Genomic DNA, 18,693 nt, shown 5'->3' on the forward strand with positions numbered 1-18,693 from the left:
GGCGGTGATCGATGCCTGCGCGCGGGCGATGGGTGAAGATTATGCCACCGTCCATCGCGGCGTCTATGCGCGCTCGGCCAATATGACCTTGGCCTATGAAGCGGCGCGGCAGCGGGTGGCGGAATTTATCGGCGGTCGCGAAGACGAGATCGTCTTTGTGCGCGGCGCGACCGAGGCGATCAATCTGGTGGCACACAGCTTCCCCAAAAAGGGTCGTGTGCTGCTCAGCCAGCTCGAGCATCACAGCAATATCGTGCCGTGGCAGCTTGCCGGATATGAGGTCGATGTATGTCCGTTGACCGCCAATGGGTGCATCGATCTGGACGCTGCCGAGGCGATGCTCACCCCGGAACATGTTATTGTATCATTTGCACATGTTTCCAATGTGTTAGGCTCAGTTCTCGACGTAAAACGCGCATCACGCATGGCCCATAACGTAGGTGCGGTGATTCTGATTGACGGCTGCCAGGCAGTCCCGCACCTGCCCGTCAACGTCGCCGATCTTGACTGCGATTTCTACGTCTTTTCCGGCCACAAGCTCTATGGCCCAACCGGAATCGGCGCTTTGTGGGCGCGCAAAGAGCTGCTCGACGCAATGCCGCCCTACCAAGGAGGCGGCTCGATGATCGACCGGGTGACCTTCGCAAAAACCACCTATGCCCCCGCACCTACACGGTTCGAGGCTGGTACGCCCGCCATTGTCGAGGTCATGGGGCTGCGCGCGGCGATCGACTATGTCGATGCCATCGGCATCGACGCCATCCACGCGCACGAAACCGAACTGGTCCGCCAGACGCGCGAAGCACTGCGCTCGATCAATTCGATCACGCTGCACGGGCCAGAAGATGCGGCGGGCATCGTCTCCTTCTCGATGGAAGGGGTGCATCCGCACGATATCGGCACCATATTGGACGAGGAAGGCGTGGCAATCCGCGCAGGCCATCATTGCGCGCAGCCTTTGATGGAGCATCTGGGCGTCCCCGCCACCGCGAGAGCGAGCTTCGGGATTTACAATGACGAAAGCGACGTCGCGGCACTGGTTCGCGGGTTGGAAAGAGTGAAAAGGATCTTCGGATGAGCGACCAAATCCGGATTGAGGAAGTCGACAGCGTATCTGCGCCGCCCAAAGCGCGTGTCGAATCCGCCGAAAGCACGCCAGAAACAATGGGCGAAAAGCTGGAGCGCAAGAAGGACTATCTCGAAGGCTTTCTCTCGCAAAAGCCTGCACCAGTGGCGGCAGAGGGTGACGAGGCGCTGCAAGAGGCCGTCATCGCCGCGCTCAAGGAGATTTACGACCCTGAAATCCCTGTCAATATCTACGATCTTGGCTTGATCTATGGCGTCGAAATAAATGGCGGCCATGCGTTGGTAACAATGACGTTGACGACACCGCACTGCCCGGTCGCCGAAAGCATGCCCGGCGAAGTCGAACTGCGCGTCGGAAGCGTTCCGGGAATTGGTGATGCCGAAGTTGCACTGGTCTGGGATCCGCCCTGGGGGCCGGACAAGATGACCGACGAAGCCCGCCTCGAACTGGGGATGCTGTAATGACCACAGAAACCAAAACCCGCCGCCCGCTTCCCGCCGCCGTCACCTTGACACCGGCGGCCGAGGACCGTGTCGCCGAACTGATGCGCAATGCGCCCGAAGGCACTATCGGAGTTAAGCTGTCGACCCCGCGTCGTGGCTGTTCGGGGCTGGCCTATTCGGTGGACTATGTCAGCGAAGCGGTGCCTTTTGACGAGCGCATCGAAACCCCCGGCGGCACCTTCTTCATCGACGGCGGATCGGTGCTTTATCTGGTCGGCTCGACCATGGACTGGCAGGAGGATGAATTCACCGCCGGTTTCGTCTTCACCAACCCCAATGCCACCGGCAGCTGTGGTTGCGGTGAGAGCTTTACCGTCTGATCAGAATTTCCGGTTGAATCGTAACGCGATGCCGACATCATCGGGCGCGGTTTCGATATGTCCCGGTTCATTGCGCCAATACGCATTGGCTGAGAGATAGCCGCCCGCAATAGGTGTCGCATAGGCCGCTTCTATATCGCGCTCTCTGCCCGTGGGAGCCAGTGAAACGAACTGGCGGCCAAAACTAGCCTGCAGCGTCGAATAATTATAACCGACCGGGAGCGTCAGGTTTAGCCCGCCACTTCGAACACGCAGCGGCTGGGCGATGCGCAGGGCCAGACTGTCGCGCAGAGAGAAAAGGCCGAAGCGGGTGATGTCCGCCGACCATGCGCCGCTTTCAAGCCAGTCGGCTTGATCGCGCAACCCTGCGGCACCAATCCGCGTCCAGCCCCGACGATAGCTCGCATTGGCCTGCCAATTGGAATCTAGCGAATAGGTTGCGCTTGTGTCGGTGAACCAACTGCGTGCACCCGCCTCGCCAGTCCACATATTGGTGCCGCCGCCAAGGATGGTTTCGCGCTCATCGAGCATGGTACCCGAGAATTTAAGGCGCAGCGCGTCGAAATCGCGTTCCACACCGGCATAGGCCAGTCGATATCCATAGCCGCGATAACGGCTACGCAGCGGGTCGCCCGTATATTCGCGCCATAAGCGAACATCGCCGCCTTCGCCGGCGACTGTCAGGCCAAAGCCGACCATTTGCTGGCGATAGGCGAAGGCGGAAGCGGGCTTGCTGTAAAAGCCAAAAGACTGTTGCGCGGCTTCCGCAGCAATGAAGCTGGCAGCGCGCTCGACCGCCATCTGGTCGATCAAAGCGCCGCTGCTGCGCGCGATGCCCAAAGCGAACTGCCGATCATTGCTCAAGCGAGCGACTACCGAACCCGCAATTGCGCGCGCCTGCGCCCGTTCGCGCGGTGACAGATCCAGCCGGTCCGGCCCGACGCCATCGCGACGGTTGGCGACTGACAAGCTGACTGCCAAATTGGGATTGGCGGCGATGCGGGTTTCGGTTCCCATCGAGAGAGCCGGTGCCAGTTTCGGTGATGATCTGGCCGACAATAATGTGCCGCTGAAATTGGCGTTAAATGCGCGACCATAGCTGTCGAGGATGACCGCTTCTGGACCGCCTTGCCCGGTCGCATCGCCCATCGGCCCGCCAAGCGCCCCGGTTGCACCCGTTGGCACAGGTATCGGCGTTCCGGCGATCGACTGCTGACCCTGCGGTTGGAAAGCGCGCGCAAGGTTCAATTCACCTCGGCCGTAAATGGCATCGGTTCCGGTTGCCCCCAAATCAGTCGTTGTAGAGAGCAACAGATCGACAATTTGCCTGCCGGTGAGATTGGGGAAGGCTTGGGCGAGCAGCGCGACTGCCCCCGAAACGATAGGGGCAGCGAAGCTCGTGCCGCTCCAGCGGAACTGTGTGCCATTTTCGTCTGGCGCACGCACAAGAACGCCCAAAGCCGTGATGTAGAAATTCTGACCGGTTCCGGCACGGTTGGAGAAAGCCGAAATTTGCTGGCTGGAATCGGTGGCGCCCGCGATGAGTATCTGGCCCCGGGCAATCGGATCGAGCGCGGTCAGTGCCATCGGGTCCGGATTAATTGCGGTGGCAGGATCGGTGTCGAACTCATTCCCTGCCGAAATCACGAAGACGATGCCTGCGGCGGTTGCGCGATCAACGGCCGCGCGCAGCGTCGAATTCATAGGCGAACCGCCTAGCGACATGTTGATGACGCGCGCACCGACCGATACGGCCCGATCTACCGCTCGCGCCATATTATTGTCGTTATGCGTACATCCGGCGTCCGGATCAGGATCGGTGCAAGTCCCGACCGTGTCTGTGCGCAACACCAACAGGGTGGCGCCAAAGGCAACTCCATGTGACTCGAGTTCATTCTTTGCGCCGAGAAGCACCGACGAGACAGCGGTTCCGTGCCCGCCTTCATCCTGCAGGCCTCGCGTACCGGCGAAATCCCCCGACTGCGGGTGGATCTTTCCAACAAATTCGGGACTGTCGATATCGATGCCGCTGTCGACCACACCCGCGATGATACCCGCGCCACTGGCGCCTGCATTATAGGCGGCTATCGCCTGCGCCTGCACCGCGCCATTTGATCGCTGATATTCGGCAGTGTTGAAATTCGACGCCGGAGGCGGCGGAGGAGGTGGAGGCGGCGGAGCTGGCGGAGCTATTGCAGGTGGCGGGGCAGGCGTTGAACTTATGCCGCCTCCACCCCCGCCGCTTCCGCATGCGGAAACGGAGAGTGCAAAAATGATCGACGTGCCGACGGCGATGCTGCGACCCTTGCCGGTTTTGGCCATTATACTCCCCAGACTATGACTTACGATATTACTCCAGACTCGCTTGCGCCAGCATTAACACAGTTGAACCTTGCGAGATTTGACACCTGTAGTTAACGGGGCGGCGATGTCTCCAGCGATCCATCCGAAATTCAGCCATGTTGAAACATGGATATTTGATCTTGATCTGACGCTTTATGCGCCGGAACATAATATCATGGAGCAGGTGCGAAATCGGATTGCCGCTTTTGTCGGGGACTATTTCAAGGTTGACGGCGAACGCGCGCACCAGATCCGCTACGATTATTGGCGCAAATACGGCACCACACTTGGCGGCCTGATGGTTGAGCATGGCGTCGATCCGCACGGCTATCTCGATTTCGTCCACAATGTCGACATGTCGTTGCTGCAGCCCTGCGACCGACTCCGCGCAGGCATAGAGGCGCTTCCGGGTCGCAAGCTGATCTTCACCAATGCCGATGCGCCTTATGCCCAACGCGTGCTGGTAGCGCGCGGGCTTGAAGGGCTGTTCGAGGATGTGTTCGATATCCACCGGATGGAACATAAGCCGAAGCCAGCGATGGACAGCTATCTTGCTTTGTGCGGGCAACTTGACATCGAACCTGAAGCAGCGTTGTTCGTTGAGGATTCAGCACATAATCTGGAACCTGCAAAAAAGTTGGGCATGACAACGGTGTGGGTTAACCACAGCGCTGGTGCGGAGTCCGGTAACAACCGTCCGCTTTTTGTCGATCACGAGATAGAAGATGTGGCCAGCTGGCTGGCCGGAAAAAAGGAACAGACATGACCGAAGCACTGCAAGCGACCGTAGAAAAGGCCTGGGAAGAACGCGATGGCATCAGCATCGGCACAGGCGGCGAAGTGCGCGCAGCAGTCGTCGAGGCGCTGGGCTTGCTCGATAGCGGCCAGCGGCGAGTAGCGGAAAAGGTTGATGGCGCATGGCAGGTCAACCAGTGGCTGAAAAAAGCCGTACTGCTTTCCTTCCGCCTCAATGACATGGAAACCATCCCCGGCGGTCCGGGCGGGTCGCATTGGTGGGACAAGGTTCCGTCCAAATTTGCCGGCTGGGGTGAAAACCGGTTCCGAGACGCGGGCTTCCGCGCGGTGCCGGGCAGCATCGTCCGCCACAGCGCGCATATCGGCAAGGGCGTGGTGCTGATGCCCAGCTTCGTCAATCTGGGTGCCTATGTTGATGAAAACAGCATGGTTGACACTTGGGCGACCGTCGGCAGCTGTGCGCAGATCGGCAAGAATGTGCACCTGTCGGGCGGCGTTGGAATCGGCGGCGTGCTCGAACCTTTGCAGGCAGGCCCCGTGATTATCGAGGATGATTGCTTCATCGGCGCGCGTTCCGAAGTGGTCGAAGGCGTGATCGTTGAACAAGGTGCGGTGCTCGCGATGGGCGTGTTTCTGTCTTCAACCACCAAGATCATCGATCGTGCGACCGGCGAGATTTTTGTGGGTAGGGTTCCCAGCTATTCGGTGGTCGTTCCCGGGGCATTGCCGGGCAAGGCGCTGCCCGATGGATCACCCGGGCCGAGCCTTGCCTGCGCCGTGATCGTCAAGCGGGTCGACGCGCAAACGCGGTCGAAGACGGCAATCAACGAGTTATTGCGCGACTGACCGCGCTTATATTTCGACGAACCGCAATCGGTTTTGCTTGCAATAAAAGAGCGAATCGCTCTAATTTGGTCTTGCGGACCGGGCCCCTCTGGCGCTCGCTTCTTCGGAAGGAACGTGATGTCGGCCGCATCGGATCTCCGGTGCTTGGGTTTGCGGTCCCTGTTTCCCCCGAATGCCCCTTCCCGACGCCGGAGCTCCGATTGAACACCAATTGTTCAAGAGGAGAAAGAGATGTCGGAACGCACATTCCGCCTGATGCAATATCACCAGAAGCTCGATGAAGAACTGCGCGCCGAATTGCGCAGCAACTGGCCGAGCTTTACCCGCATCCAGCGGTTGAAGCGGCTCAAGCTCTCCGTGAAAGACAAGCTACAGGCACTGGTAGCAAAAGGGCGCAAGGCCCCGATGCCGGCCTGACCCTAGACTGGCTGCGCCCGCCGCCCTCTCCCAAATTTGGCCCAAAGCCGGATAGCGAGCGCAGCCAGCAAAAGGGGGGCAAAAACACGCCCTTCAAGATGGTAGGCCGGGTCTGCATGAAAGGCCCGGCTGCCATAACCGACCAGAAACACCGCCCAGGTCAGGTGGATACCGATGCTGTGTAGCTGCTTCCAGCGGTGCCCCATTTTTCGCTGCCAGCCATCGGTCGACGTGATCGCCATCATATAGACGAACAGATAGGCCAGTGACCCGCCCGCCAGCGATATTAGCGGGCGCGGGCGATACAATGTGATGTTGATCAGCAAAGCTACCAGATGGATGCTGTGCGACAGCGCGAAGGCCAACCCCCATTGCCGCCGCTGCCGCAATAGTGACCGGGTCAGGTCGTTCGGCGCGAGGCGGTACAGACTGCTCGCCAGATAAGTGAGCAGGAAAATTGGCAAAGCGGCCCGCGCCGTCCAGCGTGCCGCCAACAGCGCATCGTCAGACGGGTTGGCGCCGGTGGCGAGCGCTGCCCCGATCGCTATGGCCGACAGCAGCAACGCGGCGGCGAATGGTAGGAGCGCGCGCGCCGTCAAGACAGAGGATCAGTTCTGCGCGGGCTTTAGAAGATCGAGCACTGCCGCAGTCATTGCCTCAACCCCCAGTCGCACCGATGGTTCAGGATCGATCTTGAACAAAGGTGAGTGGTGACCGGCAACCGGCGGGCCGCCATTTTTTGCGGCCTTGATCCATTCGGGATTGGTTCCACCGACACCGAAATAATAGCCGGGAATGCCAAAGGACGGGTCGACGAAGAAGGCAAAATCTTCGGCACCCATATTGGTCTGGCGGAAGGGAACGACGACATCCTTGCCCAGCGCATCACCGATCGCACTATTCAGTCGGCGGGCGAGAGCGGCATCGTTGACGGTCACCGGCGTCGACTCGGTCACCTTGACGATCGGAAGCTTGTCGTCGGGCAGGCCATAGGCTCGTCCAATGCCGACAGCGACGCGTTCGATAGAGGCGATCAGCTGATCGCGGACCTCCTGATTATTGGAACGGACCGTGACCTGCAGGTCTGCATATTCCGAGATGATATTATGCTTCTGCCCTGCATGAAAAGCACCGACAGTGATCACGCCCGCATCGAGCGGACCCTTTTCACGGCTGATGATCGATTGGAGGCCAACGACGATTTGCGACGCGATATAAACCGGATCGCGGCCGAGATGCGGGGCTGCGCCGTGCGTTGCGATCCCCGGCACACGGATATCAACGCTATCGGCAGACGAATATTGGATGCCCTCGGATGCTGCGATTTTGCCGGTTTCCAGTTCGGCTGCGACGTGGAAGGCAAGCGCGTAATTCGGTTTGGGGAAGCGGGTATATAGTCCGTCTTTGACCATAGCGGCAGCTCCACCCACACGTTCTTCCGCCGGTTGGACGATGAAGATGACGGTGCCTTTCCAACGGTCTTTCAGTCGGGCCAATTGGCGCGCCGTGCCGACCAGCGACGTGATGTGCACATCGTGCCCGCAAGCGTGCATCACCGGCATTTCCAGTCCATCAACGCCAACCTGCCTGACCGTCGAGGCATTGGCATAGCCCGACCGTTCCTGCACCGGCAGCCCGTCCATATCCGCGCGCACGAGCACCACCGGACCGACACCATTTTTGAGCACGCCAACCACGCCGGTTTGCCCGACTTTTTCGGTAACCACCATGCCGGGGATAGCGCGCAACTCCTGCGCCATGCGCGCGGCGGTTTTGAACTCGCGGAACGACAGTTCGGGGTTGCGGTGGAAATGATCCCACAGCGCGCCAAGCGACTTGTCATAATCCGCCTTGATATCGCCGGAATAATCGGGTTTCGCCGCCGCCGGAGCCGCAAGCGCCGCAATAGCCGCTGATGCAGTGAGAAAGAATCGTCCGATTTTCATATTGTCCTCCCTATTTCAGGGAAGACTATCACGGACAGGTTTCAAGGCAATGGCCGATAGGCGTTTCAGCAGGCACCATCGTCACATATTGCGCGAAGCCTTTTCGGGTTTCGGGATTGACCCACAGTCCTGCGCGCAGGGCATAGGCCTCGCCGACATGGCCGATCCAGATCGATCCCCGGCTGTCGCTGTGAATGTGCACACCCAGCCCGTAGGCCCGATAATATCCGTTATCTGCATCGCCATTGACGCCATTATAGCGCCACTGCATCTTCGTCATTTCAGCGAAGGCCTTTTCTGACAGCAAGGGCCGCCCGCCATTCAACAGCAATCGCCCAATCTTTGCCATATCTTGCGGCGAAATGCGCAACCCGCCTTGAGGGCTGAACGAAGAGCCATTCGTCCCGATTTTATATCGAGACATATCGCAACTTCCATCGCTTGCGGCGAGAACGGGGCAAGGGTCTTGGCCGCGATTGGCTGAATCGCGTGCGAGATCGCCATTGCTGCGCAACAAGGTTACGGCTTGCGCACGCCGACCAGCGCTGCATCCGGCGCCCCAGTTAAAGCACCCATCGATCCGCAACGGCTGCAGCACTCTTTTCGCCACGAGCCGGTCAAAACGCTCTCGTGTCGCCGCCTCTATCGTCGCTGCTATGATCGGCGAATTGAGGTTGGCGTAGCTGAAATAGTCCCCCGGTTTATAGCCCCCATGCCAGACGGCCGGGTTCGCAAGCGTCGTTTCCAGACTGCCATCAAGCGGCAGCAAATAGTCGATGCTGTCCCGGATGCCCGACGTATGGCTCAACAGGTGGCGCAATGTCACCGGGCGATCCGGAAAAGCAGGATTGCGAACCGGAAATCCCAGATAAGCGCTTATGTCGCGGTCGAGCTTGATCCGGCCTTCATCAACCAGTCGCATCACGGCGATTGCGGTGACCAGCTTCGATATCGAAGCAACGCGCACCGGATCTTCTGCACCTACCTTGCGGCCAACTACCCCGGCCTCGCCCTCATTTTGCCGAGTGGTGATAGAGGTAGCCGAAAAATCGACGCGGACCTGTGCGGGTTCGGGCAGTTTAGGCTGGGCAATGACAACAGAGCTACCAACTGTCGCAACAGCCAGTCCGGCGACGATCGTCGTAAATGCTATTCGTCGCCCCGACATTCGCCCTCATGTTTGCCGGTCATCGTGCCTTTCAGTTTGATCTTACCAGCCATCGGCACATGCACCATCAGATCGGTATCAAACTGGAAGTCATTGTCGCCAATCGTTCCGTCCAGTTTCATGTCGGCTTTGCCCAGGTCGCCCATGCCGCAAACGAGCGCCATGTTCACCCGGTTCCCGGCAATATCGAACTGTTTATAGCTGCAGTCTTCTGCGCCGTTGCCGCCGAAAAAGTCAGGTCCGGGTTTGGCTGCATCCTGCTCACTGAGGCAAGACAGGCCCGATGCACCTTTAGCGAGTTCAGCCTTGATATTTGCCTTCTCACCTTCACCAAGGCGCGGCACCTCGACATCGGTGAAGGTGAAGTTCATGCGCCAACGGCCGGGCTGCATCGCCAGATAGCCGTCGCGCCGCATTTCAGCTGCACGTTCGGTGCGGGACACTGTGCCGTCGCCGTCAACATCGGAATTATCGCTGCAAGCTGACAGAAATGCCAGCAGCGCGACTGCTGCAAGTCGTTCGGTCTTTTTTATCATGGTCAGGCCGGGCAATCGCCAATCCGCTTGCCTTCGATTTTGCCTTTCATGGTCATGGCACCCATCGGTGTCCCCGAAGTTTTCTGTTCCATCTTCATCGAATAGGTTTCGGCTTCGAAGCTGCCGTCCATCTTGCTGGCGATCACCATGTCGCCCTGCGGCTTGCATGTCATCTGCACGCTCATTGTGTTGCCAGAGCGATTGAGTTGCTCAAAGCTGCAATTGGCGCTGGCATCGCCACCGAAGAAATCCGCGCCCGGCTTTTCCGCCTGCTCTTTGGTCAGGCAGGATTTCACGCTCATGCCGCTGCCCATCGCCTTGGTCATCTGGGCTTTTGCAGCCGCTGGCATGCCGGGGGCGTCGATGCTGTCAAAGCTGATTTTGACTTCCCACATCCCGGGCTTCATCGCCATTGCGCCGCCTGCAGAAAGCTCTTTTTGCGCTTCTGCGGCAGTTACCTTGCCATCGCCGTCCGTGTCGGCGCCTTTGTCCGAACAAGCCGTGATTGCGAACATGGCGCTCGCCGCGCCCAGAACCAGAAATTTCCGCATCTGCATCCCTCCAAAGAATAAGCTACCCGCTATCTGTTTGTCGTGAAACCACTGACAAGGCAACCGTTTTGCGACGACTGCGCTTCGTTCATGACAAGGACAGATGATGCAGCTAAGGAAGCGCGAACTATAGTCTGGGAGTGATCTCCAATATGTTGCGCAATCTCATTTTTCTCATGGCAGCCTTTTTCGCATCGGCATGGGCGAACGCCCAGGAACCGGTGGCTGCGGCGCCAGCACCGGTGGCCAACGAAGCCGAGAATATCCTCCACCTTGATCTGTCGACCGGTGGCCGTGTTTCGATCAAATTATACGCAGATATCGCTCCGGCCCATATCGACCGCATCAAAACGCTGACACGGCAGGGCTTCTACAATGGCGTTGTTTTTCACCGGGTGATTGACGGCTTCATGGCGCAAACGGGCGACCCAACGGGGACCGGAACTGGCGGATCGCCGCTCCCTGATCTAAAGGCTGAATTCAACGCCGTGCCGCATTTGCGCGGGACGGTATCGATGGCCCGCGCCCAGAGCGATGATAGTGCGAACAGCCAGTTCTTCATCTGCTTCCAGCCACGCTTTGCGCTCGACGGCAAATATACTGCATTCGGGCGCGTGATTGCTGGCATGCAATATGTCGATGCCATCCAGCGCGGAGAGCCGCCTGCGACGCCCGACAAAATATTGCAGGCATCGATCGGCGCCGACAATATCTCGCCGCCCGATTTTGCAGCACAGGCAAAGCCCGCTGCATCGGCCGAGGCGCAGATCACTCTCGATGATCTCAGCAAGCCGCTGAACTGATAGCTGGCGAAAGGATAGGCGCGGTATGCGCGTCGACCTATTCGATTTCGAGCTTCCGCCAGAGCGGATTGCCCTGCGCCCGGTTTCACCGCGCGATGCCGCGCGCATGCTATGCGTTACGGGCGATGGCCAGATGGAGGACGCAGAGGTTCTCGATCTGCCTCGGCGGCTACGCGCGGGCGATTGCCTCGTCTTCAATGACACCAAGGTGATCCCGGCACAGCTGGAAGGCGTGCGCCGGACCTTCAAAGGCGACGAGGCACGAATTGGTGCGACGCTGCACAAGCGGATCGATCTGCGCCGCTGGCAGGCCTTCATCCGCAACGCCAAAAGGCTTCGCGCGGGCGACCGGATCGAATTTGGCGCAGGTGTAACCGCAATCGCGCAAGAGCGGCTGGAAGATGGCAGTTTCATCCTGAATTTTGAGGGCGAGGAGCCGGTTGAAGTCCTTCTGGAACGCGCGGGGCAGATGCCCTTGCCGCCCTATATTGCGGGCAAGCGCCCGACCGACGCGCAGGACCGCAGCGATTATCAGACAATGTTTGCCGAAAAGGAAGGCGCTGTGGCCGCCCCGACAGCGTCACTGCATTTCACGCCGCGGTTGATGGCGGCGCTGGCGGATGCAGGCATCGGTCATGAAACGCTGACACTGCATGTCGGTGCGGGCACATTCCTGCCGGTGAAGGCCGAGGATACCGACGCGCATAAGATGCACAGCGAATGGGGGCATATCGACGCTGCGACTGCGGATCGTCTGAACGCGGCACGCGCAAAAGGCGGGCGCATCATCGCGGTTGGCACTACATCGCTCCGCCTGCTCGAAAGTGCTGCGAGCGCGGACGGGCTGGTTCAGCCTTTTGAGGGCGATACCGCGATTTTCATCACCCCCGGCTATCGCTTCAAGGCAGTCGACGGGCTAATGACCAATTTCCACTTGCCCAAATCAACGCTGTTCATGCTGGTCAGCGCGCTGATGGGGCTGGAAACTATGCAAGCGGCCTATGCCCATGCCATCGCGCAGGGCTATCGTTTCTACAGCTATGGGGACAGCAGCCTGTTGCTGCCATAAATAGGGACAGTCCCTATTTAATTTTAGTGGCCCTTCAACTCATCCCCGGTCAGCCGGACGACGTGCAGCACGTTGGTCGAACCCGGCGTGCCGAACGGAACACCCGCCATCATAATCAGTCGCGCGCCCGCGCTGCCCAGATGATAGCGCAGCGCCATGCGCTTGCCCTTGGCGACCATCTCCTCAAAGCTGCCAATGTCCTTGGTGGTGACGGCGAAGGCTCCCCATAGCAGCCCTAGCCGACGAGCGGTTGCTCTCGAAGCGGTTAGCACCAAGACCGGCACGGCAGGCCGCTCGCGCGAGATGCGGCGGGCGGTGGAGCCCGACGAGGTGAAGCAGACAATCGCGCTGGTTTCGACCGTATCGGCAATCCGCCCGCTCGCCTCGGCCAAAGCGTCGGCGGTGGTGGCATCAGCAGGGGTTTCGGTAAAGTGGATGCGTTTGAAGAAATCGGGGTCGCTTTCGACCTGCTGCGCGATCCGGTCCATGATCGACACGGCCTCAATTGGCCATGCCCCGGCTGCAGTTTCCGCTGACAGCATTACCGCGTCGGCGCCGTCGTAAATCGCGGTCGCGACGTCCGACACTTCAGCGCGGGTCGGGGTGGGCGATACGATCATCGATTCGAGCATCTGGGTTGCCACCACCACCGGCTTGCCCATCTGGCGTGCGGTCGAGACGATCTTCTTTTGTAACGGCGGCACCTGTTCGGGCGGCAGTTCGACGCCCAGATCGCCGCGTGCGACCATCACGCCGTCGGCGATTTCGAGGATTTCCTCAAGCCTACCAATGGCGGCTGGCTTTTCGATCTTGGCGAGCAAGGCCGCCTTGCCGCCGATCAGCTTTTTGCCTTCGGCAACGTCCTCGGGCCGCTGCACGAACGACATCGCCACCCAGTCGACACCCTGTTCGAGCGCAAAGGCAAGGTCCGACCGGTCCTTGTCGGTCAGCGCGGCAATGGGCACGACCACGTCGGGGACGTTCAGCCCCTTGCGATCGGAGAGCATCCCGCCAACCTCGACCCGGGTATCGATATGGTCCGGGCTGATGTCGGTGACTCGCAGCACCAGCTTGCCATCGTCGAGCAGCAGGCGGGTATCGATTTCGAGTGCAGCGAAAATCTCAGGGTGTGGCAAATGGACGCGCGTCGCGTCGCCCGCTTTCTTGTTGGTATCGAGGCGAAACGGCTCGTCGGTTTTGAGCTCGACCTTGCCACCCGCAAAGGTTCCGACGCGTAGTTTCGGTCCCTGCAGGTCGACCAATATCGTCGTCGGACGGTTATAGGCTTTTTCCAGCGCGCGGATATTGGCGATCAGTTGCACTTTATCCGCCTGTTCGCCGTGGCTCATATTGACGCGGAAGGCGTCGGCCCCGGCGCGGAACAGTTTTTCGATCATCTCCGGCGTGTCGCTCGCCGGGCCCAGCGTGGCGAGAATGCGGACCTTGCGCATGCGCGGCTTGTGATATTGCATCTGTATGGGCTCTTTCGCGCTCTGGATTTTGTCTCTCGCCCTCCCCATAACGGCGCCAAGCGTGAACGGGAAGGGAGCATAGCTATGCAAATCAGTGATCATGCAGCAGCAGCGGCATTTCGGCGGCTGGTTGCGCACCTGCAACACCGCCATGATGCCGAGAATATCGACCTGATGGGACTTGCCGGTTTCTGCCGTAACTGCCTTGCCGATTGGGTGATGGAAGCGCAGCCGAAGCTTTCCAAGGAAGAGGCGCGCGCCCTGATCCATGGTATGCCGTCTGCGCAGTGGAAGGCGAAATATCAGTCGGAAGCGACGCCGGAGCAGTTGCAGCGCATGCAGGAAAGCATGGCGAAGAACGCTTCAAGCCATTAAGCGGGGCGCTTCCTGATTCGGGCCGCCACCGGCCCTCAACCAACCGGAGAATATCATGTCCGAAGGCAGTATCGCCGCCGACCAGTTGCGCCTTTTCATCGAACGTATCGAGCGACTGGAAGAAGAGAAAAAGGGCATCGCCGACGATATCCGCGACGTTTACAGCGAAGCCAAATCGCAGGGTTACGACGCCAAGATCATGCGCCAGATCGTTCGGCTGCGCAAAATGACCAATGATGACCGTGCAGAAATGGAAGCGGTTTTGGAGACTTATAAATCGGCGCTGGGGTTGGCTTAACAACTCCCGTTCTTTTTGTCGTCACCCCCGCGCGAAGGCGGGGGGCCATCCCCCGAGGTGTAAATTTCAACAGCAGGTGATGGATTCCCGCCTTCGCGGGAATGACGAATTAGGGTAAGCGGGTGATAGTTTCGAAAGAGGAGTTCCCCATGCTGATGACCACAACCTCCACCGTTGAAGGCCGCCCGGTCGCCCAATATCTGGGTGTCGTGACCGGTGAAGTCATTGTCGGCGCCAATATCTTCAAGGATCTGTTCGCCAGCGTGCGTGACATTGTCGGCGGCCGTTCTGGCGCTTATGAAAATTCGCTGCGCGACGCCCGCGAAACCGCGTTGAAGGAACTCGCCGATGAAGCGCGCGCCTTGGGTGCCGACGGCGTCATTGGTATTGACCTCGACTATGAAGTGCTGGGTGCACAGAGTTCGATGCTGATGGTCAGCGCGTCGGGCACTGCGGTAAAGCTGGGATGATTTCGCTGCGGCCCGCAACGGCCGCAGACGCGGCGCGATGTGCCGAGATTTACCGTCCTTTCGTCACCGACGGATGGGTCAGTTTCGAAATTGATCCACCCGATGCCAGCGAAATGGCGCATCGAATTGAAGCATATTCTGCATCGCATGCTTGGCTGATTGCCGAGGTTGCAGGCCGCATAGCGGGCTATGCCTATGGATGCCCGCATCGAACCCGCGAAGCCTATCAAACTTCATGCGATGTCAGCGTCTATGTCGATCCAGACTATGCCCGAAAAGGCGTCGGTCGCGCGCTCTATGCGGAGTTGCTGCCGCAATTGAAGTTGCTGGGCTTTCACGCGGCTTTTGCCGGAATTGGGCTTCCAAATCCCGGCAGCATAGGCTTGCATGAAGCCGTGGGATTTACGCCAGTGGGTATCTATCGCGAGGTTGGCTGGAAAATGGACGGATGGCGCGATGTCGGCTGGTGGCAAAGGTTGCTTTAGCGTTCAATCCTGATGTAAGGGCGCGCCTTCAATTTCATTCCAGCCGAAAAGAAGAGAGCCATGGCAGGCCATAGCAAATTCAAGAACATCATGCACCGCAAGGGCGCGCAGGATAAGAAGCGCTCTGCGATGTTTTCCAAGCTCAGCCGCGAAATCACCGTGGCGGCCAAGATGGGCATGCCCGATCCGGACATGAACCCGCGCCTGCGCCTCGCGGTCAACGCGGCCAAAGCGCAGTCGATGCCCAAGGACAATATCCAGCGCGCGATCGACAAGGCGGCTGCCGCCGGTGGCGAGGATTATGAAGAAATCCGCTATGAAGGCTATGGCCCGGGCGGCGTGGCCGTGATCGTAGAGGCGCTGACCGATAACCGCAACCGCACCGCAACCAATGTGCGCACCGCGTTCAGCAAGAATGGCGGCAATCTGGGCGCGAGCGGAGCGGTGAGCCACGGTTTTGACCGCATGGGCCTGATCACCTATCCCGCAAAAGTCGGCGATGCCGATGCCGTGTTCGAGGCGGCGCTGGAGGCTGGCGCTGAAGATGTCGAAAGCGGTGACGAAGAGCACAGCATCTGGACCGCGATGGACGCGTTGCACGAAGTTTCCAAGGCCTTGGAAGCGACGCTGGGCGAAGCCGAAAGCGCCAAGCTCGCCTGGAAGCCGCAGATATTGGTCGAGGTGGACGAAGCCAACGCCGCAACCTTGCTCAAGATGATCGACGCGTTGGAAGATGACGACGACGTCCAGACCGTATGGGGCAATTATGACGTCTCTGACGAGGTGATGGCGAAGCTCGGCTGATGATCATTCTCGGTCTCGACCCCGGCCTTGGCACCACCGGCTGGGGTATCATCGCCAAGGAGGGCAATCGCCTCAGCCATATCGATAATGGCGAGATCAGCACCGATGCAAAAATGCCGCTCGCCAACCGGTTGGTGGCGATTGACGAGAAATTGCGCGTGATCCTCGAGCATTTCAAACCCGATTGTGCTGCGGTTGAGGAAGTGTTCGTCAACAAGAACCCGCAATCGACGCTGAAGCTGGGGCAGGCACGTGGCGTGGTGTTACTGGGAGCCGCGCGTAACCGCACCCCCGTCACCGAATATGCCGCCCGGCTGGTCAAGAAGTCGGTAGTCGGCACCGGCAAGGCCGACAAGGACCAGATCGCCGCAATGCTCCGCGTGCTGATGCCCGGGCTGAAACTGGCGGGCGAGGATGCGGCGGATGCGCTCGCGGTGGCCGTGACGCACGCGCACCATATTCGTTAGTTCCTCTCCAGTGGGAGAGGATACGAAGCCTTAGCCGCAAGGCTTAGGCGGAGTTGGTGAGGGGCTGTGCGCTGTCGGTAGGGCAGAACCCCTCACCCAGCTTCGACTGGCAAACAAGTTTGCAAGTCTGCGCAACCCTCTCCCGATGGGAGAGGTGTAGGCTCCCGTTCCCCCGATGTTCTCTTTTGCTTGCCGATGGGGCACCCCCGCGCTAACCAGCAGTCATGATCGCGAAACTTTATGGCCGCATCGACGAAACGGGCGTGGACAGCCTGGTGATCGACGTGGGCGGCGTCGGCTATCTGGTGCAGGCGAGCGCGCGGACGCTGGCGGTGCTGGGCGGTGCGGGCGATTTCGCGACGGTCTTTACCGAAATGCTGGTGAGCGAGAATGACCAAAGGCTGATCGGCTTTGCCTCACGCGAGGAACGCGACTGGTTCCGCCTGCTGATCGGCGTGCAAGGCGTGGGTGCCAAGGTGGCGCTGGCGATCCTGTCTGCGCTGGAGGCGGATGACCTGACCATTGCAATCGCCAATGGCGACAGCGCGATGGTTGCACGTGCGAACGGCGTAGGCCCCAAACTCGCCAGCCGCATCGTCAACGAACTGCGCGACAAGGTGGGTGCGATGGCAGGAATCGGCGGCGGCGCGAAACTGGCGGCCGCGGCCAAGGCGGGGAACAATAATGTGGCAGACGCCGTCGCAGCACTCACCGGCCTCGGCTTCAAACCCGGCGAGGCGCAGGGCGCGGTGGCGCTGGCGCTGGAGGAATTGGGTGATGGGGCGACGCTCGACGCGCTGGTCAGGTTGGCGCTGAAGAGGGCAGCGAAGTGACCGATAACCCCCACCTCACCCCCATGCGCAAGCCCGAGGATATCGACGCAGCTCTCCGCCCCAAAACCTTGTCCGAATTTATCGGCCAGCAGGCGGCGCGGGAGAATTTGCGAGTGTTTATCGAGGCCGCCAAGTCGCGCGGCGATCCGCTCGACCATGTACTGTTTTTCGGGCCACCGGGGCTGGGCAAGACCACGCTGGCGCAGATTGTCGCGAAGGAAATGGGGGTCGGCTTCCGCTCAACATCTGGCCCGGTCATCGCCAAGTCGGGCGATCTCGCGGCGCTGCTGACCAATCTGGAGGAAGGCGACGTCCTCTTCATCGACGAAATCCACCGCCTGAATCCGGTGGTCGAGGAAATCCTCTACCCCGCGATGGAGGACCGTGCGCTCGATATCATGATCGGCGAAGGGCCGTCGGCGCGGTCGGTGCGGATCGATTTGCCGGCCTTTACCTTGGTCGGCGCGACCACGCGGCAGGGGTTGTTGACCACGCCGCTCCGCGACCGTTTCGGCATTCCGGTGCGATTGAATTTCTACAATCATGATGAACTCGAACTGGTTGTCACCCGCGCGGCCAAATTGCTCGATCTGGGTATCGCCGCCGATGGGGCGCGTGAAATTGCCAAGCGCGCGCGCGGCACTCCGCGCATCGCCGGGCGCCTGCTGCGCCGGGTGCGCGATTTTGCCAATGTCGCGGGTGAAATGACCGTGACTGCCAAGATTGCGGACGCTGCGCTCAACCGTCTTGAGGTTGATCATCTCGGTCTCGACGCGATGGACCGGCGTTATCTGACGATGATCGCCGATATCTATCGTGGCGGCCCGGTTGGCGTCGAGGCGCTGGCGGCGGGGCTATCCGAACCGCGCGATACGATCGAAGATGTGGTTGAACCCTATCTGCTCCAGCTCGGCCTCATCGCCCGTACGGCAAGGGGCCGCGCGCTCAACGCACCGGGGTGGAAGCATCTCGGCATCACACCGCCGACTGCGACGCAGGACGGGTTGTTTGATAAATGATCGATTTGTTGATTTCGTTCTTCGTTGACGAACCGCTTGGCCGAGCACTCGGTCGAGTGCTGCGCAACAAACTCTTTATGGGTTTCCTGATAGTTTCTGCGCTCGCCTGCATCGTGATATTCTCC

23 protein-coding genes are annotated in these 18,693 nt (G+C 59.9%); 16 read left to right on the forward strand and 7 right to left on the reverse strand.

Translation table 11 applies throughout. The features are described 5' to 3' along the window. From ABL922_RS07915 to ABL922_RS07925, 3 genes are all read left to right on the forward strand, one after another. The coding region (locus ABL922_RS07915) for a cysteine desulfurase (protein WP_349023671.1) at nt 1–1,078 on the forward strand (1,078 nt) is incomplete at its 5' end. Then, entirely contained in the window at nt 1,075–1,548 is a 474-nt protein-coding gene (locus ABL922_RS07920) for a DUF59 domain-containing protein (RefSeq protein ID WP_349023672.1), read from the forward strand. The genes ABL922_RS07915 and ABL922_RS07920, both read left to right, overlap by 4 nt. Then, on the forward strand, nt 1,548–1,910 hold the full coding sequence (locus tag ABL922_RS07925; protein ID WP_349023673.1) for an iron-sulfur cluster assembly accessory protein: 363 nt from the start codon (nt 1,548–1,550) through the stop codon (nt 1,908–1,910). The genes ABL922_RS07920 and ABL922_RS07925 overlap by 1 nt, the downstream gene beginning before the upstream one ends. Here ABL922_RS07925 and ABL922_RS07930 read toward each other — a convergent pair whose 3' ends face one another. Next, nucleotides 1,911–4,232, reverse strand: coding sequence for a S8 family peptidase (locus ABL922_RS07930; protein WP_349023674.1), 2,322 nt, complete (start codon nt 4,230–4,232; stop codon nt 1,911–1,913). A 79-nt stretch (nt 4,233–4,311) separates the two neighbouring features. On the opposite strand from ABL922_RS07930, the gene ABL922_RS07935 reads away from it, so the two are divergent. The 3 genes from ABL922_RS07935 to ABL922_RS07945 all read left to right on the forward strand — a co-directional run bounded on the left by ABL922_RS07935 (nt 4,312) and on the right by ABL922_RS07945 (nt 6,272). Next, nucleotides 4,312–5,019 carry a pyrimidine 5'-nucleotidase gene (locus ABL922_RS07935; protein ID WP_349023675.1) on the forward strand — a complete coding sequence of 236 codons (708 nt, stop codon included), beginning with the start codon at nt 4,312–4,314 and terminating at the stop codon, nt 5,017–5,019. Next, entirely contained in the window at nt 5,016–5,855 is an 840-nt protein-coding gene (dapD, locus tag ABL922_RS07940; protein ID WP_349023676.1) for a 2,3,4,5-tetrahydropyridine-2,6-dicarboxylate N-succinyltransferase, read from the forward strand. Before ABL922_RS07935 ends, dapD begins: the two co-directional genes overlap by 4 nt. 231 nt (nt 5,856–6,086) lie before the next feature. Next, nucleotides 6,087–6,272 carry a YdcH family protein gene (locus ABL922_RS07945; RefSeq protein ID WP_349023677.1) on the forward strand — a complete coding sequence of 62 codons (186 nt, stop codon included), beginning with the start codon at nt 6,087–6,089 and terminating at the stop codon, nt 6,270–6,272. Nucleotides 6,273–6,274: 2 nt separating this feature from the next. Here the strand turns inward: ABL922_RS07945 and ABL922_RS07950 are convergent, their stop codons facing one another. From ABL922_RS07950 to ABL922_RS07970, 5 genes are read right to left on the reverse strand one after another with little or no spacing between them, the layout of a single operon-like run. Then, complete coding sequence (locus ABL922_RS07950) at nt 6,275–6,835, reverse strand: hypothetical protein (protein WP_349023678.1); 561 nt, start codon at nt 6,833–6,835, stop codon at nt 6,275–6,277. Between the two features lie 45 nt (nt 6,836–6,880). Next, nucleotides 6,881–8,218, reverse strand: a complete 1,338-nt coding sequence (locus tag ABL922_RS07955; protein ID WP_349023679.1) for an amidohydrolase — start codon at nt 8,216–8,218, stop codon at nt 6,881–6,883. A 28-nt stretch (nt 8,219–8,246) separates the two neighbouring features. Continuing rightward, a complete protein-coding gene (locus tag ABL922_RS07960) occupies nt 8,247–9,386 on the reverse strand; it encodes a serine hydrolase domain-containing protein (RefSeq protein WP_349023680.1) in 1,140 nt (379 codons plus the stop codon). Then, entirely contained in the window at nt 9,368–9,922 is a 555-nt protein-coding gene (locus tag ABL922_RS07965; RefSeq protein ID WP_349023681.1) for a DUF3617 domain-containing protein, read from the reverse strand. The genes ABL922_RS07960 and ABL922_RS07965 overlap by 19 nt, the downstream gene beginning before the upstream one ends. 2 nt (nt 9,923–9,924) lie before the next feature. Next, a complete protein-coding gene (locus tag ABL922_RS07970) occupies nt 9,925–10,473 on the reverse strand; it encodes a DUF3617 domain-containing protein (protein WP_349023682.1) in 549 nt (182 codons plus the stop codon). A gap of 176 nt (nt 10,474–10,649) precedes the next feature. Here ABL922_RS07970 and ABL922_RS07975 point away from each other — a divergent pair, with 176 nt between their 5' ends. Next, a complete protein-coding gene (locus ABL922_RS07975) occupies nt 10,650–11,276 on the forward strand; it encodes a peptidylprolyl isomerase (RefSeq protein ID WP_349023683.1) in 627 nt (208 codons plus the stop codon). A 25-nt stretch (nt 11,277–11,301) separates the two neighbouring features. Continuing rightward, nucleotides 11,302–12,345 carry a tRNA preQ1(34) S-adenosylmethionine ribosyltransferase-isomerase QueA gene (gene queA / locus ABL922_RS07980; protein WP_349023684.1) on the forward strand — a complete coding sequence of 348 codons (1,044 nt, stop codon included), beginning with the start codon at nt 11,302–11,304 and terminating at the stop codon, nt 12,343–12,345. Nucleotides 12,346–12,368: 23 nt separating this feature from the next. Here queA and pyk read toward each other — a convergent pair whose 3' ends face one another. Next, nucleotides 12,369–13,817 (reverse strand): pyruvate kinase, encoded by a 1,449-nt coding sequence (gene pyk / locus ABL922_RS07985; protein ID WP_349023685.1) that lies wholly within the window; start codon nt 13,815–13,817, stop codon nt 12,369–12,371. Nucleotides 13,818–13,901: 84 nt separating this feature from the next. On the opposite strand from pyk, the gene ABL922_RS07990 reads away from it, so the two are divergent. The 8 genes from ABL922_RS07990 (at nt 13,902) to ruvB (ending at nt 18,568) form a co-directional block, all read left to right on the forward strand. Then, on the forward strand, nt 13,902–14,192 hold the full coding sequence (locus ABL922_RS07990; RefSeq protein WP_349023686.1) for a DUF1244 domain-containing protein: 291 nt from the start codon (nt 13,902–13,904) through the stop codon (nt 14,190–14,192). Between the two features lie 55 nt (nt 14,193–14,247). Beyond that, the gene (locus ABL922_RS07995) at nt 14,248–14,490 is read left to right on the forward strand and encodes a DUF2312 domain-containing protein (RefSeq protein WP_349023687.1); all 243 of its coding nucleotides are present in this window, start codon (nt 14,248–14,250) and stop codon (nt 14,488–14,490) included. Between the two features lie 149 nt (nt 14,491–14,639). Continuing rightward, complete coding sequence (locus tag ABL922_RS08000) at nt 14,640–14,960, forward strand: heavy metal-binding domain-containing protein (protein WP_349023688.1); 321 nt, start codon at nt 14,640–14,642, stop codon at nt 14,958–14,960. Further along, complete coding sequence (locus ABL922_RS08005) at nt 14,957–15,445, forward strand: arsinothricin resistance N-acetyltransferase ArsN1 family B (RefSeq protein ID WP_349023689.1); 489 nt, start codon at nt 14,957–14,959, stop codon at nt 15,443–15,445. The genes ABL922_RS08000 and ABL922_RS08005 overlap by 4 nt, the downstream gene beginning before the upstream one ends. Before the next feature lie 60 nt (nt 15,446–15,505). Then, on the forward strand, nt 15,506–16,249 hold the full coding sequence (locus tag ABL922_RS08010) for a YebC/PmpR family DNA-binding transcriptional regulator (protein ID WP_349023690.1): 744 nt from the start codon (nt 15,506–15,508) through the stop codon (nt 16,247–16,249). Then, nucleotides 16,249–16,716, forward strand: coding sequence for a crossover junction endodeoxyribonuclease RuvC (ruvC, locus tag ABL922_RS08015; RefSeq protein ID WP_349023691.1), 468 nt, complete (start codon nt 16,249–16,251; stop codon nt 16,714–16,716). Before ABL922_RS08010 ends, ruvC begins: the two co-directional genes overlap by 1 nt. Before the next feature lie 224 nt (nt 16,717–16,940). Beyond that, entirely contained in the window at nt 16,941–17,549 is a 609-nt protein-coding gene (ruvA, locus tag ABL922_RS08020; protein ID WP_349023692.1) for a Holliday junction branch migration protein RuvA, read from the forward strand. Next, on the forward strand, nt 17,546–18,568 hold the full coding sequence (gene ruvB / locus ABL922_RS08025; RefSeq protein WP_349023693.1) for a Holliday junction branch migration DNA helicase RuvB: 1,023 nt from the start codon (nt 17,546–17,548) through the stop codon (nt 18,566–18,568). The genes ruvA and ruvB overlap by 4 nt, the downstream gene beginning before the upstream one ends. The last annotated feature ends 125 nt before the right edge of the window (nt 18,569–18,693 follow it).

This window comes from Sphingorhabdus sp. (assembly GCF_040079335.1).
Classification (GTDB): domain Bacteria; phylum Pseudomonadota; class Alphaproteobacteria; order Sphingomonadales; family Sphingomonadaceae; genus Sphingorhabdus_B.